The organism is Polynucleobacter sp. 31A-FELB, assembly GCF_018882405.1.
Classification (GTDB): domain Bacteria; phylum Pseudomonadota; class Gammaproteobacteria; order Burkholderiales; family Burkholderiaceae; genus Polynucleobacter.
The window spans coordinates 35,611-58,367 of the sequence record NZ_JACVOO010000001.1; the positions used below are offsets into that span (position 1 = coordinate 35,611).

Sequence of the window (22,757 nt, forward strand, 5' to 3'; positions counted from 1 at the left end):
CCATGTCTAAGCACCTTACTCTTGTAGCACTTGCTAATACCCCAATCTCTTCGCAATTAAATACTGCATTGATTGCGCATGCGAAAGTCTTAGGTGTTGAGATTGCCAAGGACGGCAATGAACAAAGCCATTTAAAGTATTTCACTGCCCGCTGGACTTGTTCTCAAGCTTTACTTCCAGAAGCAAGGGTTGCTATGCGTGATATTGCTGCAGCACACGAGACCGATTTAGCTTTTCTTTCCCAAGGATTTAATCCAAGTGAAGTGAAGGTGCTGGCAATGGATATGGACTCAACGCTGATTAATATCGAGTGCATTGATGAGATTGCCGACTTCACAGGCAAGAAAGCTGCCGTTTCAGAAATCACTGAAGCCACTATGCGCGGTGAAATTAAAGACTTTAAAGAAAGCTTGCGCAGACGCGTAGCCCTTCTGGAAGGCGTTTCCTCTGATGTATTGGATTCAGTCTATCGCGAACGTTTGCAACCTAACCCAGGTGCCGCTGAATTGCTAGCCGGGGCAAATGCTAAAGGCTTGTACACCTTACTAGTTTCCGGAGGCTTCACCTTCTTTACCCAAAAGCTCCAACAGGAGTTGGGCTTCAAGCAAACCCAAGCAAATACCTTAGAAATCATTGACGGCAAGCTGACCGGTAAAGTCATTGGCGATATCGTTGATGGCGCAGCGAAGAATGCTTATCTAGAGCAAGCCTGCGCGTTGATGAATTGCAAAAAAGGTAATTCCATCACCATGGGTGATGGCTCAAATGACCTACCAATGATGCATGGCTCTGGAATGAGTATTGCCTATAAAGCAAAACCAATCGTCAAAGAAAAAGCCGACGCGGCTTTTGACCGAGTCGGCTTAGATGCTGCTTTACTGCTCATTGCCTAAAGCACTTGGTTTAGGCTAGAGCAGCAAATGAGCGCTGATTACAGACGCTCAAAAATAGTTGCGATACCTTGACCACCACCAATACACATTGTGACCAAAGCATATTTGCCTTGAACACGATGCAGTTCATGAATAGCCTTAGTAGCAATTGCGGCACCAGAGCAACCAATTGGGTGACCCAATGCAATCGCTCCACCGTTTACGTTAGTCTTGGCTGGATCTAAACCCAAGCCTTTAGTCACTGCTAAAGCTTGTGCAGCAAATGCTTCATTGGATTCGATCACGTCGATTTGATCCAATTTCAGGCCAGCACGCTCAAGAGCAATCTTGGTTGCTGGGATTGGGCCTTCGCCCATGATGTGGTTAGGTACGCCAGCAACAGCGTAAGACACTAGGCGAGCGATTGGCTTATGACCAGCCTTCTTAGCGGCTTCAGCTTCTGCCAATACAAAGAATGCTGCACCATCATTAATGCCTGATGCATTACCTGCAGTAACGCTACCACCCTCTTTTTTGAAGACTGCTTTCATCTTCGCCAATGTTTCCATAGTGGTATCTGGCTTGCAATGTTCGTCTGTATCAAACACAACATCACCCTTACGAGTTTTGATGGTGATTGGAACGATTTGAGATTTGAAGCGACCCTCTTTGATTGCATGCGCTGCACGACGATGTGATTCCACTGCGAGAGCATCTTGCTCTTCACGTGTGAGCTTCCACTTTTCAACGAGGTTCTCTGCAGTAACACCCATATGACCAACGCCAAATGGATCCGTCAAAACAGAAACCATCAAGTCAATCATTTTGGTATCGCCCATGCGAGCACCGCTGCGCATTGCTGGAGAACCGTACATACCGCGTGACATCACTTCAACACCACCACCGATACCGTAATCGCAGTCACCCAACATAATTTGTTGAGCAGTAGACACAATCGCTTGCAAACCAGAACTGCATAAACGATTCAAGGCCATCGCAACGGATTCCATTGGCAGGCCAGCTTGGATCGAAGCTACACGAGCTACGTAGGCGTAACGGTTGTCTGTAGGAATGGTATTGCCAACAGTAACGTAATTAATTAAAGCTGGATCTACTCCGGAGCGGGCAACCGCTTCCTTCATCACGATACCGCCGAGCTCAGATGGCTCCAGGCTGCTTAGTGATCCATTAAATGTACCAATGGCAGAACGTACAGCACTTAAAACGACGACATCACGACTCATATCAATCCCCTTTACGGTACCTAATTAGGCAAAATAATGACCCCGAGAACAGGTCAAAACACTATTTTTATTCTAATAGTCAAGTTTCGGCTATTAGGTCATGCCCTTGGGAGCTAATCACCGTCACTTTGATGATTTCACCTGCACGATAGCGCTTAGAAGGCTTGCTAGGGGGCAAAACCCGCACTAAACCATCAATTTCAGGGGCATCGCCGATAGTTCGGCCAATTCCACCGGATTCATCCACGCGGTCAATAATGACCTGAATACGCTTGCCTATTTTTTTAGCAAGGCGTTTTATTGAGATTTCTTCGGCTTTGGCCATAAATCGAGCTCGGCGATCTTCGCGCAATGCATCTGGAACTGGCTTATCCAAGGCATTGGCAGTTGCACCATCAACCGGTGAATAAGCAAAACAACCGGCACGATCTATTTGAGCCTCGTCCAGGAAATTCAAGAGATATTCAAACTCCTCTTCGGTTTCGCCTGGAAAGCCCGCAATAAAAGTACTACGAATTACCAAATCTGGGCATGCAGCACGCCATGCCTGAATGCGCTCTAAATTCTTTTCTCCACTAGCGGGACGCTTCATGCGCTTAAGCACATCTGGATGCGCGTGTTGCAAAGGAATATCCAAATAAGGAAGTACGCCATAACCATGATCAGAGAACTCGGCCATTAAAGGCAGAACATCATCAACGTGTGGGTAGGGATACACATAATGCAAACGGACCCAAGCTTGATGTTCTCTGGCAATTTGATTTAAAGCATTTACCAAATCAAACATGCGCGTCTTGACTGGTTTGCCATCCCAAAAGCCAGTTCGATATTGAATATCAACACCATAGGCACTCGTGTCTTGAGAAACGACTAATAACTCTTTTACGCCAGACTCAAATAATTTTTTAGCCTCTAGCAAAACCTCACCAATCGGACGTGAAACTAGATCACCACGCAAGCTAGGAATGATGCAGAAGGTGCAACGGTGATTACAGCCCTCAGAAATCTTAAGGTACGCATAATGCTTTGGCGTGAGCTTCACACCAATCGGCGGCAGTAAATCGGTAAAGGGATCGTGTGGTTTTGGCAGATGCAAATGAATAGCCTGCATCACCTCTTGCGTGGCGTGTGGGCCAGTAACGGCAAGGACTTTAGGGTGAATGCTCTGAATAAGATCACTACCATCAGCGTTTTTACGAGCTCCAAGACAGCCCGTAACAATCACCTTGCCATTCTCGGATAGGGCCTCACCAATTGCGGCAAGACTTTCCTCAACAGCGGAGTCAATAAAGCCACAAGTGTTCACAACCACGAGGTCGGCACCGGAATAATCCTTGGCAGTCTCGTAACCTTCAGCACTTAATTGCGTGAGGATGAGCTCAGAATCAACAAGCGCCTTGGGGCATCCCAAGGAAACAAAACCAACTTTACCCGCCACAACTATTCTTTTTCTGTTGGGTTAGGTTGACCTGGAAATGGGAAGCCTTTGAATATTGTTGGGGTGTTTTGCATTTGCTCTTGCATCTTCACAAACAGATCTTTACTTTGTTCCATGTAGTTGCCCATCAAACCCTGCATCATTGGGTTTTGAAGATTCATCATCTTGGCCCATGCCTCGGGGGTGCTACCTGCACCCAAGCCCTGCGTTTGATCACCTAGCTTATTGTGGATATCGACAAAAGACTGCATTGTCTTTTCAAGATAGCTACCCATCAAACCTTGCATGGAGTTTCCATAGAAGCGAATGATTTGAGAAAGCATTTGAGTTGAAAATACCGGCGCTCCGCCAGCCTCTTCTTCCAAAATAATTTGCAACAAGATATTACGCGTTAAATCATCTTCAGTTTTTGCATCAACAACGCTAAAAGCATCACCGGCCATCACTAAATTTTTGATATCAGCCAGCGTGACATAGGTGCTGGTTTGGGTGTCATATAAACGACGATTGGGGTATTTCTTGATCAAGCGGCTATCGCCGGTTTTTTTTGAACGTGTGGCCATGTAATTTTTTCCTAACTCTCTGTACTGCAATGCAACATCGGCATAGTTTATCCCTAGTTTGACCTAAAGGTAAATATGCCGATGAGCACACTACTAAAACTGCATTTTTAAGGCGTTTAGCCTGTATGCAGACCGCCATTCAAGGAGAAGTCAGCACCAGTGGCATAGCCACCATCATCAGACGCGATCCAGCAGCAGATGGAAGCAATCTCTTCAGGAGTCCCTAAACGCTTAACCGGAACACCAGCAACAATCTTCTCCAGAACATCTTCACGAATAGCCTTGACCATATCTGTACCAATGTAGCCTGGAGAAACTGTATTTACAGTCACCCCTTTAGAGGCTAACTCTTGTGACAAAGCCATCGTAAATCCGTGCAAACCTGCTTTTGCTGTTGAATAGTTGGATTGACCAAACTGGCCCTTCTGACCATTTACTGAGGAGATGTTGATAATGCGACCCCAGCCGTTATCAGCCATGCCATCGACTACTTGCTTAGTCACATTGAACAAAGAATTGAGGTTGGTATCAATCACTGCCTTCCATTGCTCTGGAGTCATTTTGCGGAAGACGCTGTCTTTAGTAATGCCAGCGTTATTAACCAAAACATCCACACGCCCTACTTCAGCTTTAACTTTATCGAATGCAGCAACGGTACTATCCCAGTCGGAAACGTTACCCTCAGAAGCAATGAAGTCATAACCTAAAGCTTTTTGCTCGCCAATCCAGCGATCCTTACGCGGGGAGTTTGGGCCGCAACCAGCGATGACTTTAAAGCCATCCTTGGCGAGACGTTGACAAATAGCAGTTCCAATGCCACCCATACCACCAGTTACGTATGCAATCTTTTGAGACATGTTTACCCCTTATGAAAATATTATTGAGCAGCTGCGGATACTTTTTCTTTCACGTACTTACCAGGCGCCGCTTCTAGTTTTTTGTACTGTGCATTACCAAACGACTTGCTGGCTTTAATTTTCTTGCCACCAAATTGTTCTAACCATTGAGCGTAGTTGGGCCACCAACTACCCTTGATATCTTTAGCCGCAGCTAACCACTCGTCTGCTGTCTTAGCTAACTTATTGTTTTCAAAATAATGACGCTTATTTTTTGCCGGTGGATTAATCACGCCAGCAATGTGACCCGATGCGCCCAAGACAAATCGATTCTTACCCTTCAAAATATGGGTAGATTCATAAGCCGATTTCCAGGGCACGATATGGTCATCATGCGATGCATAAATATAGGCTGGAACCGTGATCTTTCCCAAGTCAACCTTTTCACCACAAACGGTGAGTTTGCCTGGTTTAATCAGTTCGTTTTGTAGATAGGTGTGGCGTAGATACCAGCAGTACATTGGACCAGGTAAATTAGTCGAGTCGCCGTTCCAATAAAGCAAATCAAATGGCGGCGGAGAATTTCCTTTTAAGTAATTCTCAACAACATAGTTCCACACCAAATCATTTGGACGCAAGAATGAGAATGTATTGCCCAGATCTAAACCCGACATCATTCCGAATTGACCACCCTCACCGCCAATGGTGGTTTCGCGTAACTTGACCATGCCTTCATCAATAAAGACATCCAAAATTCCAGTATCAGTGAAGTCCAATAGCGTAGTGAGCAAAGTTAAGCTGGCAACGTAATCTTTTTTGCGAGCCGCTAATACAGCTAAAGCAGTAGAAGTTAATGTTCCACCAACGCAGAAGCCGAGCACGTTAATCTGATCCGTCGCTCCAATTTCCCTGGTTACCTCAATTGCTTTAATGACACCTTCGCCGACGTAATCATCCCAAGTTACTTTAGACATGGAGGCATCAGGATTTTTCCAGGAAACCAAGAAAACCGTGTGACCTTGCTCAACCATGTAGCGCACAACAGAGTTATCAGGCTGCAGATCTAAAATGTAGTACTTATTAATACAAGGCGGGACCATCAAATATGGGCGCTCATAGACTGTGTCAGTCAGTGGCGTGTATTGAATCAACTCAAAGAGATCATTGCGGAATACCACCTGACCTTCTGTTGTTGCAATATTCTTTCCAACTTCAAAAGCACTTTCATCGGTTAATGAAACTTTGCCTTTTTTCAAATCTCCCAACAAGTTCACTATTCCGTTTTGAATAGACTGACCTTGTGAACTAATAATATTTTCAAGAACCTCGGGATTGGTAGCAATAAAGTTTGATGGCGATAAAGCATCAATCATTTGTTCTGTAGCGAACAAAATTTTGGCCTTAGTTTTTTCATCAGCATCAACCGCATTTGCGAGCGCTAGCAAATGCTTAGAGTTCAACAAGTAAGTTGCGGCAATCATCTTGCTCCAAGACGAATGCCAAGCTTTGCCAGAGAAGCGACGATCTTTTACTTCAATAGATTCTGGATTGGTTGCAAGGTGCGCGAATTCAGCGAAGTATTCTTTTTGAATTTCTGCCAAACGCTCTGGTGGAATTAACGCCATGTGGTGTGGAGCCAATGATGGCGCAACACCTGTATTCATACCTGCAAACATAATGATCTCGTAAAGTTATTGAGACCATTCTCCATCTATCGGGCTGGAAGGGTTATACGCACTAACCCTAGCCCTAGGGCTAAGCTAGTAATAACCCCGAGTTTATCTATCGGCAGATATCCAAATCAAGGAAGCAAAACGGCCGGTTTCTTTATCTCTGCGATAAGAAAAGAATCTCTCTGAATCGTTGAAGGTGCAAAAGTCGCCACCATCAATTTGCTCGATACCCAATGAGCGCAAACGATCTCGGGCTAGTAAATATAAGTTTGCCAGGTACTTTCCGGGGCTAGCAACAATTGGCGTAAATGCCTTTGACAGAATATCTAGGCCTTGGGGAGCGAAAGCCTGCAGCACATCTTCACCCACCTCAAATGCGGTTGGACCTATGGCGGGACCCATCCACACAACAATATCTCTTGGACTCAAGCCTGGTGATATGGCAAGCATTTCTTGAAGGGTATTTTCAAGAACACTACCACTTAAACCACGCCAACCAGCATGTGCTGCCCCAATAACTCCCCCACTCTTGCTTGCAAACAATACCGGCATGCAATCCGCAGTCAGAATCGCTAGGACCTCATTTGGAATATTGGTGACGGCAGCATCTGCCTCAAATGGTCTGCCACTGGAAGCGTTCCTGTTGATTGGAGTGCTTACAGTCGCACCATGAATCTGTTTAAGCCAAAGTGGTTCAGTTGGAAGATGTGATCTAACGATGATGCGGTTTTGGAGAACATCCGCCGAATCATCGCCCGCATTCAACCCAAGGTTGAGAGTATTAAATGGTGACTTGCTGACACCGCCATGGCGAGTTGTACAAAAGGCCCTTACTTGCTGCGGTGCAACCAAGCTCGGCTCAATCAGATTAATTGCGTTGATCATTTTTGATGGATGCCATTAGCGCCTCTTCTTTAGGCAGATCTTCCTCAGTCATACCCACCAGTGGCAATAAATCGATTAAATCTTGTGGGGGAAGCCTAAACCAGGTCATGATTTCATGAGTTGCTGGGTGCTGAAGGCTAAGAGCGTAAGCATGTAAAGCTTGGCGGCTGAAAGGCAATGATTTGGCTGCACCAGGGGTACGTTTGCGATAAACAGGATCACCTAAAAGTGGAAAACCCAAGGATTCCAAGTGAACCCGAATTTGATGGGTGCGGCCTGTCTCTAGGCGGCACTCTAGCAAAACCGTAGGACTTTCAGCAAAAGCCCCTTTAGCCAAGCGTCGAAACAGTGTTGCTGCAGGCTTGCCCTGGGGTGAGCCAGCTGCCATTTTGAGGCGATCACGCTGATCACGGCCAACGCTTGCCAATACCTTACCCTGAGATGGGGCATCACCCCAAACCCAAGCGAGATAACGTCGACCTACTGTCCTCTCCTGTAGCTGCCTTACCAGGGAGGTTTGGGCGATATCCGTGCGGGCCACCACCATTAATCCAGAGGTATCTTTATCCAGGCGATGCACAATTCCAGCCCTTGGGAGCAGTTTTAGCTCTGGAAAGCGATGTAATAGGCCATTTAACAAAGTGCCCGTCCAATTACCAGCTGCAGGATGGACCACTAGGCCAGCGGGCTTATTAATGACAATGACCGTGTCATCCTCATAAACGACATCTAAGGGGATATCTTCTGGTGCAAAAGCAAATTGTTCCGGCATTTCTTGTGGAAAGACCTTAATACTCTCGCTTCCACGGAGCAAATGGCGGACTTTAGTGACCTTTCCATCAACCGTAACGGCCCCAGCCTCAACCCAGGCCTTAAGTCGATTTCGCGAATAATCAGGCAAAGCACCACCAAGGAACTTGTCCAAACGCTCTCCACTGACCTCAGAGGGAACTTCTAGGGCAATGAAATCCTCATCATCGATATAATCAATGGGATTCGAATCGGGAGTATGCGGCAATGCCACGCTTAAAGAGCCTTTTAGTTATGTCGGACGTTATTACAGACGCCAGTTTAAGGCTTGCTGCCACTGTTGGGTCATCTTCTAGAAAATCACTTGTTTCCCTATTTGTTGGAGCTGGCGTTGCATGCTTAGTTCTCAGTGGGTGCGCTGGTAGTGACGGTCAAAAAGATGATGCGGATATTTGGTCAGAAACAAAGCTCTACTCTGAGGCAACCGACAAACTGAAAGATGCTGATTATGCAAAGTGCGGCAAGTACTTTGAAAAGCTAGAGGGACGCTTCCCTTTTGGCCCCTATTCTCAGCAAGCGCAAATTAATGCAGCCTATTGCTACTGGAAAGCACAAGAACAAGCGCAAGCTCAAGTTGCCATCGATCGCTTCATTAAGCTTCATCAAGGAAGTCCAAATTTAGATTACGGCTACTACCTCAAGGGCTTGATTAGCTTTAATGATGACCTGGGTTGGCTTGGTAAATTTACTGGACAAGATTTAAGTGAACGAGATCCTAAGGCAGCTAAGGAAGCTTTTGAATCATTCAAAGTCGTTGTTGAGCGTTTCCCTGATAGTAAATATGCGCCCGACTCTTTGGATCGTATGCGCTATATCGTGAACTCTTTAGCAGAGGCTGACGTGATTGTTGCTCGCTTCTACTATCAGCGCGGCGCTTATCTAGCGTCAGCTAATAGAGCACAACTTGTTATCCGTGATTACGATCGCGCACCTGCTGTTGAAGAAGCGCTCTACCTTCTAACGAAGTCTTATGAGAAGCTAGGCATGACTGACTTGAGTAATGATTCGCTGCGTGTATTCAAGCTCAACTTCCCTGATAGCCAGATGATGGTTACTGGCCAACGCGTTCAAAAAGAGCGCCGTTGGTGGCAGATCTGGAATAAGTAAATTTAAATATGGTGCGTGCTATCAAGTAGCACAGCGCCTTACTTGATTACTACGGGCACCCGTTGTGCCAATGCGCAAATAAGTTCATAGCCAATGGTTCCGCTCATCTGAGCCACATCGTCCACCGGCACTTCTTGACCCCATAGCTCAACCACACTACCGATTTTGGCATTGGGTGCTTCACGCAAATCAATCGTTAGCATGTCCATTGATACCCGACCAACAATTGGACAAATCACGCCGTCACCTTGAGCATCAGCAGCATCAACCCACACTGGGGTGCCATCTTCCGCATGACGGGGGTAGCCATCAGCATAGCCACACGCAATCACACCGATACGCATATCTTCCGGAGCTTGGTAGCGACCACCATAGCCAACGTGATCACCCTTCTTTAATTCTTGAATGTCAATGATTTCACTACGGAGCTCCATAACTGCTTGAAACTCAGAGCGAACAATGTCGGCATCCACTCCAGTAGGTGAAACGCCGTACAACATAATTCCTGGGCGAATCCAATCACCCAATGCGTTGCGATGCCAGAGTATTGCCGCTGAATTAGCCAAGGAGCTTGGAGCTACCAAGCCCTCAGTTGCTTGCTCAAAACAGTCCAGCTGCTCACCTACCGATGGAGCTTGATCGACTTGATCAGCATTAGCAAAATGAGTCATGTGATGCATGTGATAACCAGCAACATGCAAACGGTGAAAAGCTGTCCGGTATTGCTCCGGCCTAAAGCCAAGGCGATTCATGCCGGAATTGAGCTTCAAAAAGAGATTGATTGGGTTGCCCGAATGATTAACAAAAGACTCCAGCCATAAGACTTGCTTCTCACTATGAACCACCAAATCACATCGGAGCTTACTTGCTAACTCAAGCTCTTTTTGACTAAAAAGACCCTCCAAAAGCAGGATGCGGCCATCCCACCCATGATCTCTGAGCCATTGTGCATCTGCAATATCCAGCAAGGCAAAACCATCGGTAGACTCCAGCCCTTTAAATGCAGCCTCAAGGGTGTGCCCATAGGCTTTAGCCTTTACAACCGACCAGATTTTGGATTCCGGGGCCAGCTCACGAATACGACCTAAATTATGACGAAAGGCATCAGTGTGTATAGTTGCCAAAATTGGCCTATTTATCAAGCGATTAGCCGACGAGCTCATATCCACCCCTCCTTTCATGTTTTAATTACATTAATGACTAGATTGTACGAATGAACCGTAGTTTTTACATCATTATGGCGGCGCAATTTTTTTCGTCGCTTGCTGATAACGCATTGCTGATCGCAGCAATCGCCCTCTTGGTCCAGCTTAACGCTCCGGCCTGGATGACTCCTTTACTCAAATTATTCTTCGTTCTCTCTTATGTATTGCTGGCAGCCTTTGTGGGAGCCTTTGCTGACTCCCGCCCCAAGGGTAATGTCATGTTCATTACCAATACGATTAAGTTTGTTGGCTGTGTAGTGATGCTCTTTGGTAGCCACCCTTTGCTAGCCTATGCCATTGTTGGCCTTGGGGCTGCTGCCTACTCACCAGCTAAATACGGCATCCTGACCGAATTGCTCCCTCCGGAGAAGCTGGTTGCCGCCAATGGTTGGATTGAGGGCCTCACTGTTGGCTCGATCATTATGGGCACAGTACTTGGAGGCGTCCTGATTAGCAAGTCTGTATCCCAAAGTCTTTTGGGGTTTGATATGCCCATCCTTGAGACTAGTATTGATACTGCCGCAGAATCAGCAATCATCATCATCATGATGATTTATGTGCTGGCTGCCCTAATCAATTTACGCATTCCAGATACCGGGGCGCGCTATGAATCCCAGAAAACCAATCCGATTGAGTTGGTAAAAGATTTTGCTGTTTGCTTTAAGACCCTCTGGGATGATCGCCTTGGACAGATCTCCTTGGCAGTGACCACCCTATTTTGGGGTGCTGGCGCTACCTTGCAGTTTATTGTGATTAAGTGGGCTCAAGTTGCCTTGCATATGACCTTATCCCAAGGAGCGATTCTTCAGGCAATCTCTGCGGTTGGCGTTGCCGGAGGGGCTGTTTGGGCAGCTTGGCGCGTACCTCTACGTAGCTCCCTCAAAGTCCTTCCTTATGGCATTGCCATGGGTCTTGTGGTCTGCGTCATGGCAATCTACAACTCAGACATGCTGCCCAATACAACGCTTTGGACTATTGGTAAGTTTGAGATCTCCCTAAACCTATTGCCAGCTTATTTCTTATTGATATTGGTTGGTTGGCTGGCTGGTTACTTCGTGGTGCCAATGAACGCACTGCTTCAACATCGTGGGCACGTTCTGATGTCTGCCGGTCATTCCATTGCCGTGCAAAACTTTAATGAAAATATTTCAGTGTTGATGATGCTCTTAATCTACTCTGGATTAATTTGGCTGGATGCTCCGATTCAGGCGGTAATTATTGGCTTTGGTGTCGCTGTAAGCGCAATTATGTGGCTAGTGATTAAACGTCATGCTGCCAATCAAGCTGAATATGACTCAATGCATTTAATTGGCGAGCACAAGCACTAAGCGGAAGGCTTAGATATTTTGCAATACTGATTTAGCAAGCAATAAATCCTGCCAAAATAGCGCCTTATCTTTTGGTCTAGCAATCAATTGATTTAACTCAAAAGTCGCAATCAGCGGTAGATCCTCTGCGCCATCAGCATTAATAGCTAAGACTGTTTCGCGAAGCTCTGGAAGAGCATCACGTTCACCCGATAATTTTTGAGCGGCTGAGCCACCAAAAGCTACAGCAACTATCGGAGCTCCATCTTGCGGCAACAATTCCGGATTGAACTTATCCGCAGGATTTTTCCAAGACCATTCTTGTGGGGTTAAACCCAGAACACGAATGATGTTCTGAAAAAGCACTTCTGCGTCACCTTGAGGTTTGCTACCAAAAAACCACCATATTCCAGAAGAGGTTCGCTCGCGTGCTTCTGAGGCAACAGGGGCTGAAGTAGCCAGTGGATCAGCATCCTGGGTAAGCACTTCTGCAGAAGCCATTACTTGAGTTTGCGCTGGAATAGCATCCCGTGAAGTCCACTCGGTAATACCCATCTCTTTCAGAAAGGCAGAATTTGCACTCATGTTCATGCCTCAAGCTTAATCGATTTAGCCAAAACCAGAGCATCTTCACGCAATCCGCTTGCCGCATCAACTGGGTAATAGTTTTTGCGCAAACCAATCTGTTCGTATCCCAGGCTTTGATATAGTTTTAAGGCTGCATCGTTGCTGGGGCGAACCTCAAGAATAATCCGAGGCATTTTTTGCTGCGCTGCTACACCCTCGATTGCATTCATCATTTTTATGCCAATACCTAGACGACGCAATTTTGGAGAAACGGTAATGTTCAGGAGATGCAACTCATCTACCGCCGGAAATAAAATGCAGTAAGACCAAAGCACTTCTGGATCCAAATAACTACCCTTAACTGTATCTGTCAATTGAGGTCGCACACAGTATGCCCAATGACCAGCAGCAAGTGAATCTGAAAAATTACCCTTTGTCCATGGATGAATGTGCGAAACAGATTCAATGGCTAGAACAGAATCTAAATCTGCTACCGTCATGGGTAGAAATGAGAGCTCTGATACTCCTTCGGTACTGGAGTGCAAGGAATCGATGTTATCAACCATGTTGCTGAATTCGTTCCGCAGTAGTCAATGCCACCTTGTTTCGAATATATAGAGGCTCCAGTAGATGTACATCTTGCTGCAGGCCTTTACCCCACATTTCCTCCGCACAAGCCAAAACGCCTAGAGCATTCACTCCGATAGCGGAATCAAGATGAGTACTGGCTAATGGATGTGAAGTGTTGGTAAATAGTCGATCACCAAATTCTAGAAGCGCACTGCCCGCTAGAAAATCAATATTTGAAAGCTCCAATGCCTCTGGTGGCGTCAGATGTATTTCTCCCTGCCGCTGAGGCAATTGATTGGCCAGAATCTTGTAGCTAGCCCAATAAACCTCTTCCATGCGGGCATCAACTGCAATGACAAATGATTGAGCCCCCGAAGAAATAAATGCTGGAGTTTGAACAAGTTGACTAGCAATGGCATCTAGACTGGCTACAGGCAAAACTGGCAGCCTTGCCGCAATGGCTAGACCCTGAACAGCAGCCACACCTAAGCGCACTCCAGTGAAAGCTCCAGGGCCATTACCAATCGCAATCGCATCTAGAGAAGAAAGTTTAATCGAAGCTTCGGATAACAACTCTTCCACCCAAGGCAATAAGAGTTGGCTAGCGCCAGCCGACACTTTTTGGTGACGAACTAAAGGTGCGGCATCAGGTAAAGATAAAGCCACCGAACACCAAGCTGAGGAGGTGTCGATGGCCAATATACGCGTCAATTTGGACTCTCTAGATTCTATGAACTCAGACCCGCAATGATATCTGGTGGCGCCTGAACTAGCTCAATCAATACACCCTCACCACAGAACGGAAACTCTTCATTTCCCTTTGGGTGAACAAAGGTGATGTCATATCCCGCAGCACCCTTACGAATACCACCTGGAGCAAAGCGCAGGCCTTGATCTGACAACCATTCAACAGCCTTTGGTAGGTCGTCTACCCATAGGCCAATGTGATTTAAAGGTGTCTGATGAACGGCAGGCTTCTTTTCGATATCGAAAGGTTGCATGAGATCAACTTCAATCTCATGAGCACCTTTACCGATCGCGCAGATATCTTCATCAACGTTTTCACGCTCAGAGACAAAAGTACTCTTGTATTCAAAGCCTAACAACTCAACCCAAAGCTTACGGAGGCGATCTTTGTTTTCGCCACCGATAGCAACTTGCTGAATCCCCAAAATCTTGAATGGTTTAGTCATGACTAGCCTTATTCAAAACGAATGATCAACTGATCAACCGCCAAGCTTTCACCAACATTGGCGCAGATCTCAGCAACGACACCATCTTGTCCAGCAACGAGCGTGTTCTCCATTTTCATTGCTTCAATAGCAGCCAATTTCTGACCGGCAGTTACAGCTTCGCCCACCTTGACAGAAATGTTGGTCAATAGACCAGGCATTGGAGACATAACAAGCTTAGAAGTATCTGGCGGAACCTTAACCAACATGCGACGTTGGAGTTCGGCACCCAGAGGACTTAAGACCATACATTCGTAATGCGCACCATCTAAGACGAGTGCGTATTTAACACCCTTACGCTCTACTTGTGCGGTGATCTTGTGCGTGCCATTAATGGTTGCACGTAGGCAAAGCTCGCCTGGACGCCAATTGCTAACGATGTTGTAACGACTAACATCGCTCTCTTCTTCTATGTAGACAGAGTAGACGCCATCTTTCAGATCAACGCGAACTGGAATCTCTTGAATCTCTTCGCTTGAACCTACTCGTGAGCCAGTAACCACGACAAACTTCTTCGCAATCGTCATTTCATGACCGGCCAATTGGCCATCAATCATCTTGATGTGCTCAAGGTATCGATAGCGCATAAATGCCGCTAAGGCTGCTAAACGCTTCGGATCAGCTGGCTGAACAGAATCCTTTTTGAAGCCATCTGGATATTCTTCAGCGATAAAGCCAGTAGTGAAGTCGCCTGAGACAAATCGTGGATGCTGCAAAAGTGCTGCCTGGAAAGGAATGTTTGAATGAATGCCTCGAATGACAAAGTCATTGAGAGCAGCGCGCATCTTCTCAATTGCTTCAGTGCGATCCTTGCCATGAACGATCAACTTCGCAATCATCGAGTCGTAGTACATTGGGATCTCGCCACCCTCGTACACACCAGTATCTACGCGCACGCCATCTAACTCTTCTGGCGGACGGTATTTCACTAATCGGCCGGTAGACGGCAAGAAGTTACGGAATGGATCATCCGCATTAATACGGCACTCCATTGACCAACCATCAAGCTTAATATCTTCTTGTTTAAATGCCAGCTTCTCACCAGCAGCTACACGAATCATTTGCTCAACTAAATCTAAGCCGGTAATGCCTTCAGTTACTGGATGCTCAACTTGCAAGCGGGTATTCATCTCGAGGAAGTAGAAAGACTTATCTTTACCAACTACGAACTCGACTGTACCGGCGGATTGATAGTTCACAGCCTTTGCCAAAGCAACAGCTTGCTCACCCATTGCCTTACGAGTTGCAGGATCAATAAATGGAGATGGAGCTTCTTCGATAACCTTTTGATGGCGACGCTGAATCGAGCAATCACGCTCGCCCAAATACACTACATTGCCATGTGAATCACCCAGAACCTGAATCTCAATATGGCGCGGGCCTTCGACAAACTTTTCAATGAAGATACGGTCATCGCCAAAGCTATTCATTGCCTCTGTTTTACAGGCAGCAAAGCCTTCGGCAGCCTCTTTATCATTAAATGCAACACGCAAGCCCTTACCACCACCGCCTGCTGATGCCTTGATCATCACCGGGTAACCGATACCTTGGGCAATCTTGACTGCTTCTTCAGTTGTATCAATCGCTTCGTTGTAGCCAGGAATGGTATTAACCTTAGCATCAAGAGCAAGCTTTTTCGAGGCGATTTTGTCGCCCATGGCTGCAATTGACTGATGCTTTGGCCCAATAAATACAATGCCTTCTTCTTCGCAGCGTTTAGCAAACTGTTCGTTCTCAGATAAGAAACCATAGCCTGGATGAACCGCTTCAGCGCCAGTATCTTTACAAGCCTGAATAATGCGATCCATGACTAAGTAGGATTCGCGTGAAGGAGCTGGTCCAATACAAACGGCTTCATCAGCCAGCTGCACATGACGCGCCTCTTTATCCGCCTCGGAATAGACGGCTACTGTCTTGATGCCCATCTTCTTGGCGGTTTTCATTACACGGCAAGCAATCTCACCGCGGTTTGCAATCAAAATTTTCTTAAACATTTTCGTAGTCATGATTTATCGGCGCCTTAGAGGGGAATGTTGCCGTGTTTACGTGGTGGGTTTGTGAGTTCTTTATCCTTCAACATCGCCAAAGAACGTGAGATACGCTTACGTGTCTCATGCGGCAGGATCACATCATCAATGTAGCCACGTCGACCTGCCACAAATGGGTTTGCAAACTTCGCTTTGTACTCAGCTTCACGTGCGGCGATTTTTGCTGGATCCGATTTTTCTTCACGGAAGATAATTTCAACGGCGCCTTTAGGACCCATTACTGCAATTTCAGCAGAAGGCCAAGCAAAGTTAACGTCGCCACGCAAATGCTTAGATGCCATCACGTCATACGCACCACCGTAGGCTTTACGTGTAATTAGCGTCACTTTAGGAACGGTGCAGTCCGCATAGGCGTAAAGCAACTTCGCACCATGCTTAATAATGCCGCCGTATTCTTGTGATGTACCAGGCATAAATCCAGGCACGTCAACCAATGTGACAACAGGGATATTGAAGGCGTCACAGAAGCGAACAAAACGAGCAGCTTTAATGGATGCTTTGATATCCAAGCAACCCGCCAAAACTAAAGGCTGGTTAGCAACAATACCAATTGAGCGGCCTTCCATGCGAGCAAAACCGATCAAGATGTTCTTTGCGTAATCAGGCTGGAGTTCAAAAAACTCGCCATCATCAACAATCTTCTCAATCAACTCCTTCATATCGTAAGGTTGATTTGGATTGCTTGGCACCAATGTATCAAGCGAGAAATCAGGCTCTTCAGTACGCTGCGCCCCATTGATCATGGGTGGCTTTTCGCGATTGGATAAAGGCAGATAGTTGAAGAAACGACGCAGCATCATGATGGCATCAACGTCATTATCAAAAGCCAAATCACAAACACCTGAAATGGTGGAGTGAGTTACCGCACCACCCAACTCTTCGGCAGTGACATCCTCATGCGTAACTGTCTTAACCACTTCTGGGCCAGTAACGAACATGTAAGAGCTGTCCTTCACCATGAAGATGAAGTCAGTAAGTGCTGGTGAATACACAGCACCACCAGCTGATGGACCCATGATTAAAGAGATTTGTGGAATAACGCCAGAGGCAGTCACGTTGCGCTGGAAAATCTCAGCATAGCCACCTAAGGAAGCAACACCCTCTTGAATACGTGCGCCACCAGAGTCATTTAAACCAATCACTGGAGCGCCTACTTTGAGAGCCTGATCCATGATCTTGCAAATCTTCTCGGCATGCGCTTCTGAAAGAGAACCACCCAAAACCGTAAAGTCTTGAGAAAAGACGAAAACCAAACGGCCGTTAATCATGCCGTAACCAGTAACAACACCATCGCCTGGAACAGTTTGATCAGCCATACCAAAATCGTGGCAACGATGCTCTACGAACATATCCCACTCTTCAAAGGTGCCAGCATCTAGCAAGAGCTCAATACGCTCACGTGCAGTGAGCTTGCCTTTGGAATGTTGAGCGGCAATACGCTTTTGCCCGCCACCTAATCTGGCAAGTTCGCGCTTTGCTTCAAGCTGTTGAATGATTTCCTTCATAACTACTCCTTAGAAAAATTCGTGTCCCATTGCTTCGAGCAAACGTCTCGCAGCAACAGAAGCGGCCATGGTTCCTTGATTTACCTCGGCACTCAGACCAGGTAAAAGTGTTTGTACTGCTGGGTGATTCTGAAAAGCATTCTTAAGGCCAGCATCAATGCGATCCCACATCCATGCCCCAGCCTGCTGTTTACGGCGGGATTGCAATTTTCCATTCGCGTTTTGCAGCTTCTGAAAATGGAGAATTTTTTCCCATAACTCAGGCACGCCATTACCCTCTAGCGCGCTTAAGGTCATGACAGTAGGATGCCAATATTCTTGATCGTGCGAAGCATGATCTGGGTTGCCCTGGAAACCCAAAAGGCGCAAAGAGCTGGTAATGAATAATTGTGCGCGCATAGCGGCATCTGGATCGATATCAACCTTGTTGATCACAATCAGATCGGCAATTTCCATAACGCCTTTTTTAATTGCCTGCAAATCATCTCCGGCATTCGGTAATTGCAATAGCAAGAACATGTCCGTCATACCTGCAACTGCAATTTCACTTTGACCCACACCGACAGTTTCAACAATCACAATGTCAAAGCCTGCCGCTTCAGCGACTAACATCGCTTCACGCGTTTTCTCAGCCACGCCGCCTAATGTGCAAGATGATGGACTCGGACGAATGAATGCGTTATCCAAAACGGATAATCTCTCCATGCGCGTTTTATCGCCCAATATAGATCCGCCAGATAAGCTGGATGATGGGTCAATAGCTAGGACAGCAACGCGATGCCCCTTTTCAATCAGATACAGACCAAGAGTTTCAATGAGGGTGGATTTCCCAACGCCAGGCACACCAGAGATTCCCAAGCGAAATGACTTGCCTGTCTTTGGTAACAAGGTATTAAGCACCTCATCTGCACGCTTGCGATGATCCATGCGAGTAGATTCAAGTAAGGTGATGATCTTGGCCAAGGCCCGACGCTGCGCCGATGAAGGCGCACCGGTGAGATCATTCACCAAAGCTTGGTCAACTGCATTGAGCATGCTGATGTCTTCGATCTTTAAATTACTCTGGCTTTACAGATTTACGAATCTGCTCAAGCACATCCTTGGCTGATGCTGGAATCGGAGTGCCTGGGCCATAAATACCCTTCACACCCGCCTCATACAAGAAGTCGTAATCCTGTCTTGGGATCACACCGCCAACGAAAACAATAATGTCATCAGCACCCTGCTTTTTCAACTCAGCAATGATGGCCGGCACCAAAGTCTTGTGTCCCGCAGCTAATGTTGAAATTCCTAAAGCGTGCACGTCATTCTCAATTGCTTGGCGAGCGCACTCTTCCGGAGTTTGGAATAAAGGTCCAATATCCACGTCAAAACCTAAGTCGGCGAAGGCAGTTGCAACCACTTTTGCACCGCGATCATGACCATCCTGGCCAAGCTTCGCAATCATCACACGCGGGCGACGGCCAAAGTCTTTTGCAAAATCAGCAATCTCGACCTTCAATTTTTCCCAGCCTTCTGCTGAGTCGTAAGCAGCTGCATACACACCGGTCACCTTTTGAGTATCGGCGCGATGGCGCCCGTAAACTTTTTCCAATGCATCAGAAACTTCACCAACCGTGGCGCGCAAACGAATTGCTTGGACAGCTAACTCTAATAAGTTGCCAGTGTTTTCTTCTGCGGCTTTTGTTAATGCTTCCAATGCAGCTTCAACTTTTTTGGAGTCACGCTTAGCTTTGATTTCTTTTAATCGTGCAACTTGGCTTTCGCGAACCTTATCGTTGTCAATCATCAAGACATCAACTAAGTCTTCTTTACCGAGCTTGTATTTATTAACGCCGACGATGACATCAGAGCCAGAGTCAATCTTGGCTTGTTTCTCGGCAGCTGCTGCTTCAATCTTCAACTTAGCCCAGCCACTTTCGACAGCCTTGGTCATGCCACCCATGGCGTCTACTTCTTGAATAATTTCCCAGGCTTTATCAGCCATCTCTTGAGTGAGGTTCTCCATCATGTAAGAACCAGCCCATGGATCAATCACGCTAGTGATGTGAGTTTCCTCCTGAAGAATTAACTGGGTGTTACGAGCGATACGGCTAGAGAATTCAGATGGTAATGCAATGGCTTCATCAAATGAATTCGTATGTAAGGATTGAGTCCCGCCAAAGACTGCAGCCATAGCTTCAACAGTTGTACGAACAACGTTGTTGTACGGATCTTGTTCAGTTAAGGACCAGCCCGATGTTTGGCAATGCGTACGCAACATCAGTGACTTTGGATTCTTTGGCTCGAAGGACTTCATGATGCGCCACCACAAGAGACGCGCAGCACGCAACTTAGCAACCTCTAAATAGAAGTTCATGCCAATAGCGAAGAAGAATGAAAGGCGACCAGCAAAGCCATCGACATCTAAGCCTTTAGCTAAGGCGGTTTTTACATACTCTTTACCGTCAGCCAATGTGAATGCCAATTCGAGAACTTGGTTCGCACCAGCCTCTTGCATGTGATAACCCGAAATAGAAATCGAGTTAAATTTCGGCATGTGCTTAGCGGTGTATTCAATGATGTCACCGATGATGCGCATGGAAGGCTCTGGTGGGTAAATGTAAGTGTTACGCACCATGAACTCTTTCAGAATGTCATTCTGAATCGTTCCAGATAACAACTCCTGCTTCACACCCTGCTCTTCACCGGCAACAATATAACCAGCCAACACCGGCAATACGGCACCATTCATCGTCATTGAAACGGACACCTTGTCTAATGGAATGCCATCAAACAAAATCTTCATGTCTTCTACAGAATCAATTGCCACACCAGCTTTACCAACGTCGCCAGTAACGCGTGGATGATCAGAGTCGTAGCCGCGATGGGTTGCTAAGTCGAATGCAACAGAAACGCCTTGACCACCTGCATCCAAGGCCTTGCGATAAAACGCATTAGATTCTTCTGCAGTTGAGAAGCCAGCGTATTGACGAATAGTCCAAGGACGAACTGAATACATCGTTGCCTGAGGGCCGCGAACGAATGGCTCGAACCCTGGCAATGAATGTGTGTATTGGAGACCTTCAGTATCTTCGGCGGTATACAAAGCCTTTAGATGAATTCCATCAGGTGTTTGCCAACCTAATTTATCGACATCACCATTCGGTGCCGACTTTTGGGCTGATTTTTTCCAAGCATCTAAATTGCTGTCTGGCACATTTGGCCAAGTATTAGATGAATTCGATGCTGACTTTTTTTCACTTGTACTCATAAAGCACTCCCGGTTGGCTTTATTACATTGTTGCTAAATTTGTAGGGCTATTTTGCTTGACATTTTTAAATTTGTCTAGATACTGTATACATAATTATGAATACAAAACTAATCAACAGACCGCTGTACGAAGATGTAGCTGAGCGACTACGCGAGCAGATCTTCTCCCATGAATTAGCCCCTGGGAGCTGGCTTGACGAGCAAAGCTTGGCGTTAGCCTTTGGTATATCGCGTACACCAATGCGTGAAGCTATCAAGGTTTTAGCCTCTGAAGGCTTGGTGACAACCAAGATGAATAAAGGCGCTTACGTCACCGAAGTTGATCGGCGGGATCTAGAGCAAATATTTACAGTTCTTTCTTTGCTGGAGGGTCAAGCAGCTAAAGAGACGGCCATAAAGGCATCTGAGGCTCAACTCACACAACTGGATAACCTGCACCACCGCCTAGAAAAGGCTGCGGCAGATCGTGATACCGAGCAATTCTTTGAAATTAACGTCAAATTTCATGATCTGATTCAAGAAATCGCTGGGAACAAGTGGATGAATGGCGTGATTGAAGACCTTCGCAAGGTGCTCAAACTTCAAAGACGGGATTCTTTGACTAGGAGTGGACGCTTATTAAGCTCACTGGTAGAGCACCGTGAGATTCTTCAGGCTATTCTGAAAAGAGATCCTCTGGCAGCAGATCTGGCTATGCGCAAACACCTGACCAGAGGGCTTGAAGCAACAAAATAAAGGCATGGGGAAAATCGAAAGTCCATAAAGAACAAAGGCTTAGGTGATTAACCTAAGCCTTTTTGCTTATGCGACAAGAATTGCTGGATTACTTCTTAACTACGAAATTTCCTGGCAATTTTGAGATGTATGCAGCAATGTCGTGAAGGTCAGCATCAGAAAATGCCTGAACCTGAGAAGACATCACAGCGTTATTGCGGCCAAATTGAGCATTGGATCCGCCAACTTGATAAGCACGCAATGCGTAGTAGAGGTAATCAGAATATTGACCAGCCAACTTTGGGTAGGCAGGCAGGATTGGGGCATTAAGTCCAGCGCCGTGACATGAGGCGCAATTAGCCTTCTCTACGAGTGCCTGACCTTTTTCAGCGCTAGCTGCTTGAGCAACGCCAATCGTGGATAACAAAATGGCGGTAATTAGTGCGAATTTCATAAACGTGCCTCTAAATATCACTTCAATGGGTTATTTGGTGAGCTGGCAGTTTGCGCAGCATAGTATTCGCCAAGATCAGCCATGTCTTGATCAGACAAGCTGGCAGCAATAGAACGCATGGTTGGATGCTTTCTTTCGCCCTTCTTATAGGCAGACAAGGAGCTTGCAATGTAAGCAGCATTTTGGCCGCCCAGCATTGGAACCTTGTAAACCAAAGGATAGTCAGCACGGTAGTCAGGAATGGAGTGGCAACCAATACAGAGCCAAACCTTACCTTGTCCAGCCTGAGCGGAACCTTTGACGTCTTGAGCTTGAGCAGCAAAACCAGCAAAAGCCAAGCCAGCGCAAAGGGCCAATTGGGAAAGAATGAGGTGTTTTTTCATAGAAATCATCATTAACGAGTTTGATTTAGATCAATTTGCTCAGAGTATAGCGGAGACAGGAGCAGATCCACCATTTAAGAGCTTGAAATCA

The 22,757-nt window shown here is 46.4% G+C and carries 22 protein-coding genes; 4 read left to right on the forward strand and 18 right to left on the reverse strand.

Annotation, left to right across the window (positions count from 1 at the left end; genetic code table 11):
- The first annotated feature begins 2 nt into the window (after window positions 1-2).
- Window positions 3-893: a phosphoserine phosphatase SerB gene (serB, locus tag ICN30_RS00150; RefSeq protein ID WP_216272539.1), complete on the forward strand. Its 891-nt coding sequence runs from the start codon at window positions 3-5 to the stop codon at window positions 891-893.
- Window positions 894-931: 38 nt separating this feature from the next.
- Here serB and ICN30_RS00155 read toward each other — a convergent pair whose 3' ends face one another.
- From ICN30_RS00155 to ICN30_RS00185, 7 genes are all read right to left on the reverse strand, one after another.
- A complete protein-coding gene (locus ICN30_RS00155) occupies window positions 932-2,116 on the reverse strand; it encodes an acetyl-CoA C-acyltransferase family protein (RefSeq protein ID WP_216181460.1) in 1,185 nt (394 codons plus the stop codon).
- A gap of 79 nt (window positions 2,117-2,195) precedes the next feature.
- On the reverse strand, window positions 2,196-3,554 hold the full coding sequence (gene rimO / locus ICN30_RS00160; protein WP_216272540.1) for a 30S ribosomal protein S12 methylthiotransferase RimO: 1,359 nt from the start codon (window positions 3,552-3,554) through the stop codon (window positions 2,196-2,198).
- Window positions 3,555-3,556: 2 nt separating this feature from the next.
- The gene (phaR, locus tag ICN30_RS00165; protein ID WP_216272541.1) at window positions 3,557-4,117 is read right to left on the reverse strand and encodes a polyhydroxyalkanoate synthesis repressor PhaR; all 561 of its coding nucleotides are present in this window, start codon (window positions 4,115-4,117) and stop codon (window positions 3,557-3,559) included.
- Between the two features lie 116 nt (window positions 4,118-4,233).
- Entirely contained in the window at window positions 4,234-4,974 is a 741-nt protein-coding gene (locus ICN30_RS00170; protein WP_216181466.1) for a 3-ketoacyl-ACP reductase, read from the reverse strand.
- 20 nt (window positions 4,975-4,994) lie between these two features.
- Window positions 4,995-6,629, reverse strand: coding sequence for a class I poly(R)-hydroxyalkanoic acid synthase (gene phaC / locus ICN30_RS00175; RefSeq protein WP_216272542.1), 1,635 nt, complete (start codon window positions 6,627-6,629; stop codon window positions 4,995-4,997).
- A gap of 102 nt (window positions 6,630-6,731) precedes the next feature.
- The gene (gene pgeF / locus ICN30_RS00180; protein ID WP_216272543.1) at window positions 6,732-7,511 is read right to left on the reverse strand and encodes a peptidoglycan editing factor PgeF; all 780 of its coding nucleotides are present in this window, start codon (window positions 7,509-7,511) and stop codon (window positions 6,732-6,734) included.
- Window positions 7,495-8,535: an RluA family pseudouridine synthase gene (locus ICN30_RS00185; RefSeq protein WP_216272544.1), complete on the reverse strand. Its 1,041-nt coding sequence runs from the start codon at window positions 8,533-8,535 to the stop codon at window positions 7,495-7,497. The genes pgeF and ICN30_RS00185 overlap by 17 nt, the downstream gene beginning before the upstream one ends.
- A 20-nt stretch (window positions 8,536-8,555) precedes the next feature.
- On the opposite strand from ICN30_RS00185, the gene ICN30_RS00190 reads away from it, so the two are divergent.
- The gene (locus tag ICN30_RS00190; protein ID WP_216229096.1) at window positions 8,556-9,428 is read left to right on the forward strand and encodes an outer membrane protein assembly factor BamD; all 873 of its coding nucleotides are present in this window, start codon (window positions 8,556-8,558) and stop codon (window positions 9,426-9,428) included.
- A gap of 38 nt (window positions 9,429-9,466) precedes the next feature.
- Here ICN30_RS00190 and alr read toward each other — a convergent pair whose 3' ends face one another.
- Window positions 9,467-10,591 (reverse strand): alanine racemase, encoded by a 1,125-nt coding sequence (alr, locus tag ICN30_RS00195; protein WP_216863361.1) that lies wholly within the window; start codon window positions 10,589-10,591, stop codon window positions 9,467-9,469.
- A gap of 50 nt (window positions 10,592-10,641) precedes the next feature.
- Between alr and lplT the strand changes: the two genes are divergently transcribed.
- Window positions 10,642-11,961: a lysophospholipid transporter LplT gene (lplT, locus tag ICN30_RS00200; protein WP_216272545.1), complete on the forward strand. Its 1,320-nt coding sequence runs from the start codon at window positions 10,642-10,644 to the stop codon at window positions 11,959-11,961.
- A gap of 9 nt (window positions 11,962-11,970) precedes the next feature.
- Here the strand turns inward: lplT and ICN30_RS00205 are convergent, their stop codons facing one another.
- Genes ICN30_RS00205 through scpA form a run of 8 tightly spaced genes read right to left on the reverse strand, consistent with a single transcriptional unit; the run spans window position 11,971 to window position 21,115 of the window.
- Window positions 11,971-12,525, reverse strand: coding sequence for a hypothetical protein (locus tag ICN30_RS00205; protein ID WP_216229098.1), 555 nt, complete (start codon window positions 12,523-12,525; stop codon window positions 11,971-11,973).
- A gap of 2 nt (window positions 12,526-12,527) precedes the next feature.
- Complete coding sequence (gene rimI / locus ICN30_RS00210; RefSeq protein ID WP_216229099.1) at window positions 12,528-13,073, reverse strand: ribosomal protein S18-alanine N-acetyltransferase; 546 nt, start codon at window positions 13,071-13,073, stop codon at window positions 12,528-12,530.
- Entirely contained in the window at window positions 13,066-13,788 is a 723-nt protein-coding gene (gene tsaB / locus ICN30_RS00215) for a tRNA (adenosine(37)-N6)-threonylcarbamoyltransferase complex dimerization subunit type 1 TsaB (RefSeq protein ID WP_255533021.1), read from the reverse strand. Before tsaB ends, rimI begins: the two co-directional genes overlap by 8 nt.
- Window positions 13,789-13,805: 17 nt before the next feature.
- On the reverse strand, window positions 13,806-14,270 hold the full coding sequence (locus ICN30_RS00220; RefSeq protein WP_216272546.1) for a VOC family protein: 465 nt from the start codon (window positions 14,268-14,270) through the stop codon (window positions 13,806-13,808).
- A gap of 8 nt (window positions 14,271-14,278) precedes the next feature.
- Window positions 14,279-16,303, reverse strand: coding sequence for an acetyl-CoA carboxylase biotin carboxylase subunit (gene accC / locus ICN30_RS00225; protein ID WP_216272770.1), 2,025 nt, complete (start codon window positions 16,301-16,303; stop codon window positions 14,279-14,281).
- 26 nt (window positions 16,304-16,329) lie between these two features.
- Complete coding sequence (locus ICN30_RS00230) at window positions 16,330-17,862, reverse strand: acyl-CoA carboxylase subunit beta (protein ID WP_015421081.1); 1,533 nt, start codon at window positions 17,860-17,862, stop codon at window positions 16,330-16,332.
- A gap of 9 nt (window positions 17,863-17,871) precedes the next feature.
- On the reverse strand, window positions 17,872-18,897 hold the full coding sequence (gene meaB / locus ICN30_RS00235; RefSeq protein ID WP_216272547.1) for a methylmalonyl Co-A mutase-associated GTPase MeaB: 1,026 nt from the start codon (window positions 18,895-18,897) through the stop codon (window positions 17,872-17,874).
- 22 nt (window positions 18,898-18,919) lie between these two features.
- The gene (gene scpA / locus ICN30_RS00240; protein WP_216863362.1) at window positions 18,920-21,115 is read right to left on the reverse strand and encodes a methylmalonyl-CoA mutase; all 2,196 of its coding nucleotides are present in this window, start codon (window positions 21,113-21,115) and stop codon (window positions 18,920-18,922) included.
- A gap of 96 nt (window positions 21,116-21,211) precedes the next feature.
- Between scpA and ICN30_RS00245 the strand changes: the two genes are divergently transcribed.
- Window positions 21,212-21,850, forward strand: a complete 639-nt coding sequence (locus ICN30_RS00245; RefSeq protein WP_216272548.1) for a GntR family transcriptional regulator — start codon at window positions 21,212-21,214, stop codon at window positions 21,848-21,850.
- A gap of 88 nt (window positions 21,851-21,938) precedes the next feature.
- Here ICN30_RS00245 and ICN30_RS00250 read toward each other — a convergent pair whose 3' ends face one another.
- Window positions 21,939-22,283, reverse strand: coding sequence for a cytochrome c (locus ICN30_RS00250; RefSeq protein ID WP_216272549.1), 345 nt, complete (start codon window positions 22,281-22,283; stop codon window positions 21,939-21,941).
- A 17-nt stretch (window positions 22,284-22,300) separates the two neighbouring features.
- Window positions 22,301-22,666, reverse strand: a complete 366-nt coding sequence (locus tag ICN30_RS00255) for a cytochrome c (RefSeq protein WP_216182273.1) — start codon at window positions 22,664-22,666, stop codon at window positions 22,301-22,303.
- Window positions 22,667-22,757 lie beyond the last annotated feature (91 nt).

Bases quoted from the DNA above. Each gene is read 5' to 3' on its own strand.
- serB (WP_216272539.1), top strand. From the start codon at position 3: ATGTCTAAGCACCTTACTCTTGTAGCACTTGCTAATACCCCAATCTCT.
- ICN30_RS00155 (WP_216181460.1), bottom strand. From the start codon at position 2,116: ATGAGTCGTGATGTCGTCGTTTTAAGTGCTGTACGTTCTGCCATTGGT.
- phaR (WP_216272541.1), bottom strand. From the start codon at position 4,117: ATGGCCACACGTTCAAAAAAAACCGGCGATAGCCGCTTGATCAAGAAA.
- ICN30_RS00170 (WP_216181466.1), bottom strand. From the start codon at position 4,974: ATGTCTCAAAAGATTGCATACGTAACTGGTGGTATGGGTGGCATTGGA.
- phaC (WP_216272542.1), bottom strand. From the start codon at position 6,629: ATGTTTGCAGGTATGAATACAGGTGTTGCGCCATCATTGGCTCCACAC.
- pgeF (WP_216272543.1), bottom strand. From the start codon at position 7,511: ATGATCAACGCAATTAATCTGATTGAGCCGAGCTTGGTTGCACCGCAG.
- ICN30_RS00190 (WP_216229096.1), top strand. From the start codon at position 8,556: ATGTCGGACGTTATTACAGACGCCAGTTTAAGGCTTGCTGCCACTGTT.
- alr (WP_216863361.1), bottom strand. From the start codon at position 10,591: ATGAGCTCGTCGGCTAATCGCTTGATAAATAGGCCAATTTTGGCAACT.
- lplT (WP_216272545.1), top strand. From the start codon at position 10,642: ATGAACCGTAGTTTTTACATCATTATGGCGGCGCAATTTTTTTCGTCG.
- ICN30_RS00205 (WP_216229098.1), bottom strand. From the start codon at position 12,525: ATGAGTGCAAATTCTGCCTTTCTGAAAGAGATGGGTATTACCGAGTGG.
- rimI (WP_216229099.1), bottom strand. From the start codon at position 13,073: ATGGTTGATAACATCGATTCCTTGCACTCCAGTACCGAAGGAGTATCA.
- ICN30_RS00220 (WP_216272546.1), bottom strand. From the start codon at position 14,270: ATGACTAAACCATTCAAGATTTTGGGGATTCAGCAAGTTGCTATCGGT.
- accC (WP_216272770.1), bottom strand. From the start codon at position 16,303: ATGTTTAAGAAAATTTTGATTGCAAACCGCGGTGAGATTGCTTGCCGT.
- ICN30_RS00230 (WP_015421081.1), bottom strand. From the start codon at position 17,862: ATGAAGGAAATCATTCAACAGCTTGAAGCAAAGCGCGAACTTGCCAGA.
- meaB (WP_216272547.1), bottom strand. From the start codon at position 18,897: ATGCTCAATGCAGTTGACCAAGCTTTGGTGAATGATCTCACCGGTGCG.
- scpA (WP_216863362.1), bottom strand. From the start codon at position 21,115: ATGAGTACAAGTGAAAAAAAGTCAGCATCGAATTCATCTAATACTTGG.
- ICN30_RS00245 (WP_216272548.1), top strand. From the start codon at position 21,212: ATGAATACAAAACTAATCAACAGACCGCTGTACGAAGATGTAGCTGAG.
- ICN30_RS00250 (WP_216272549.1), bottom strand. From the start codon at position 22,283: ATGAAATTCGCACTAATTACCGCCATTTTGTTATCCACGATTGGCGTT.
- ICN30_RS00255 (WP_216182273.1), bottom strand. From the start codon at position 22,666: ATGAAAAAACACCTCATTCTTTCCCAATTGGCCCTTTGCGCTGGCTTG.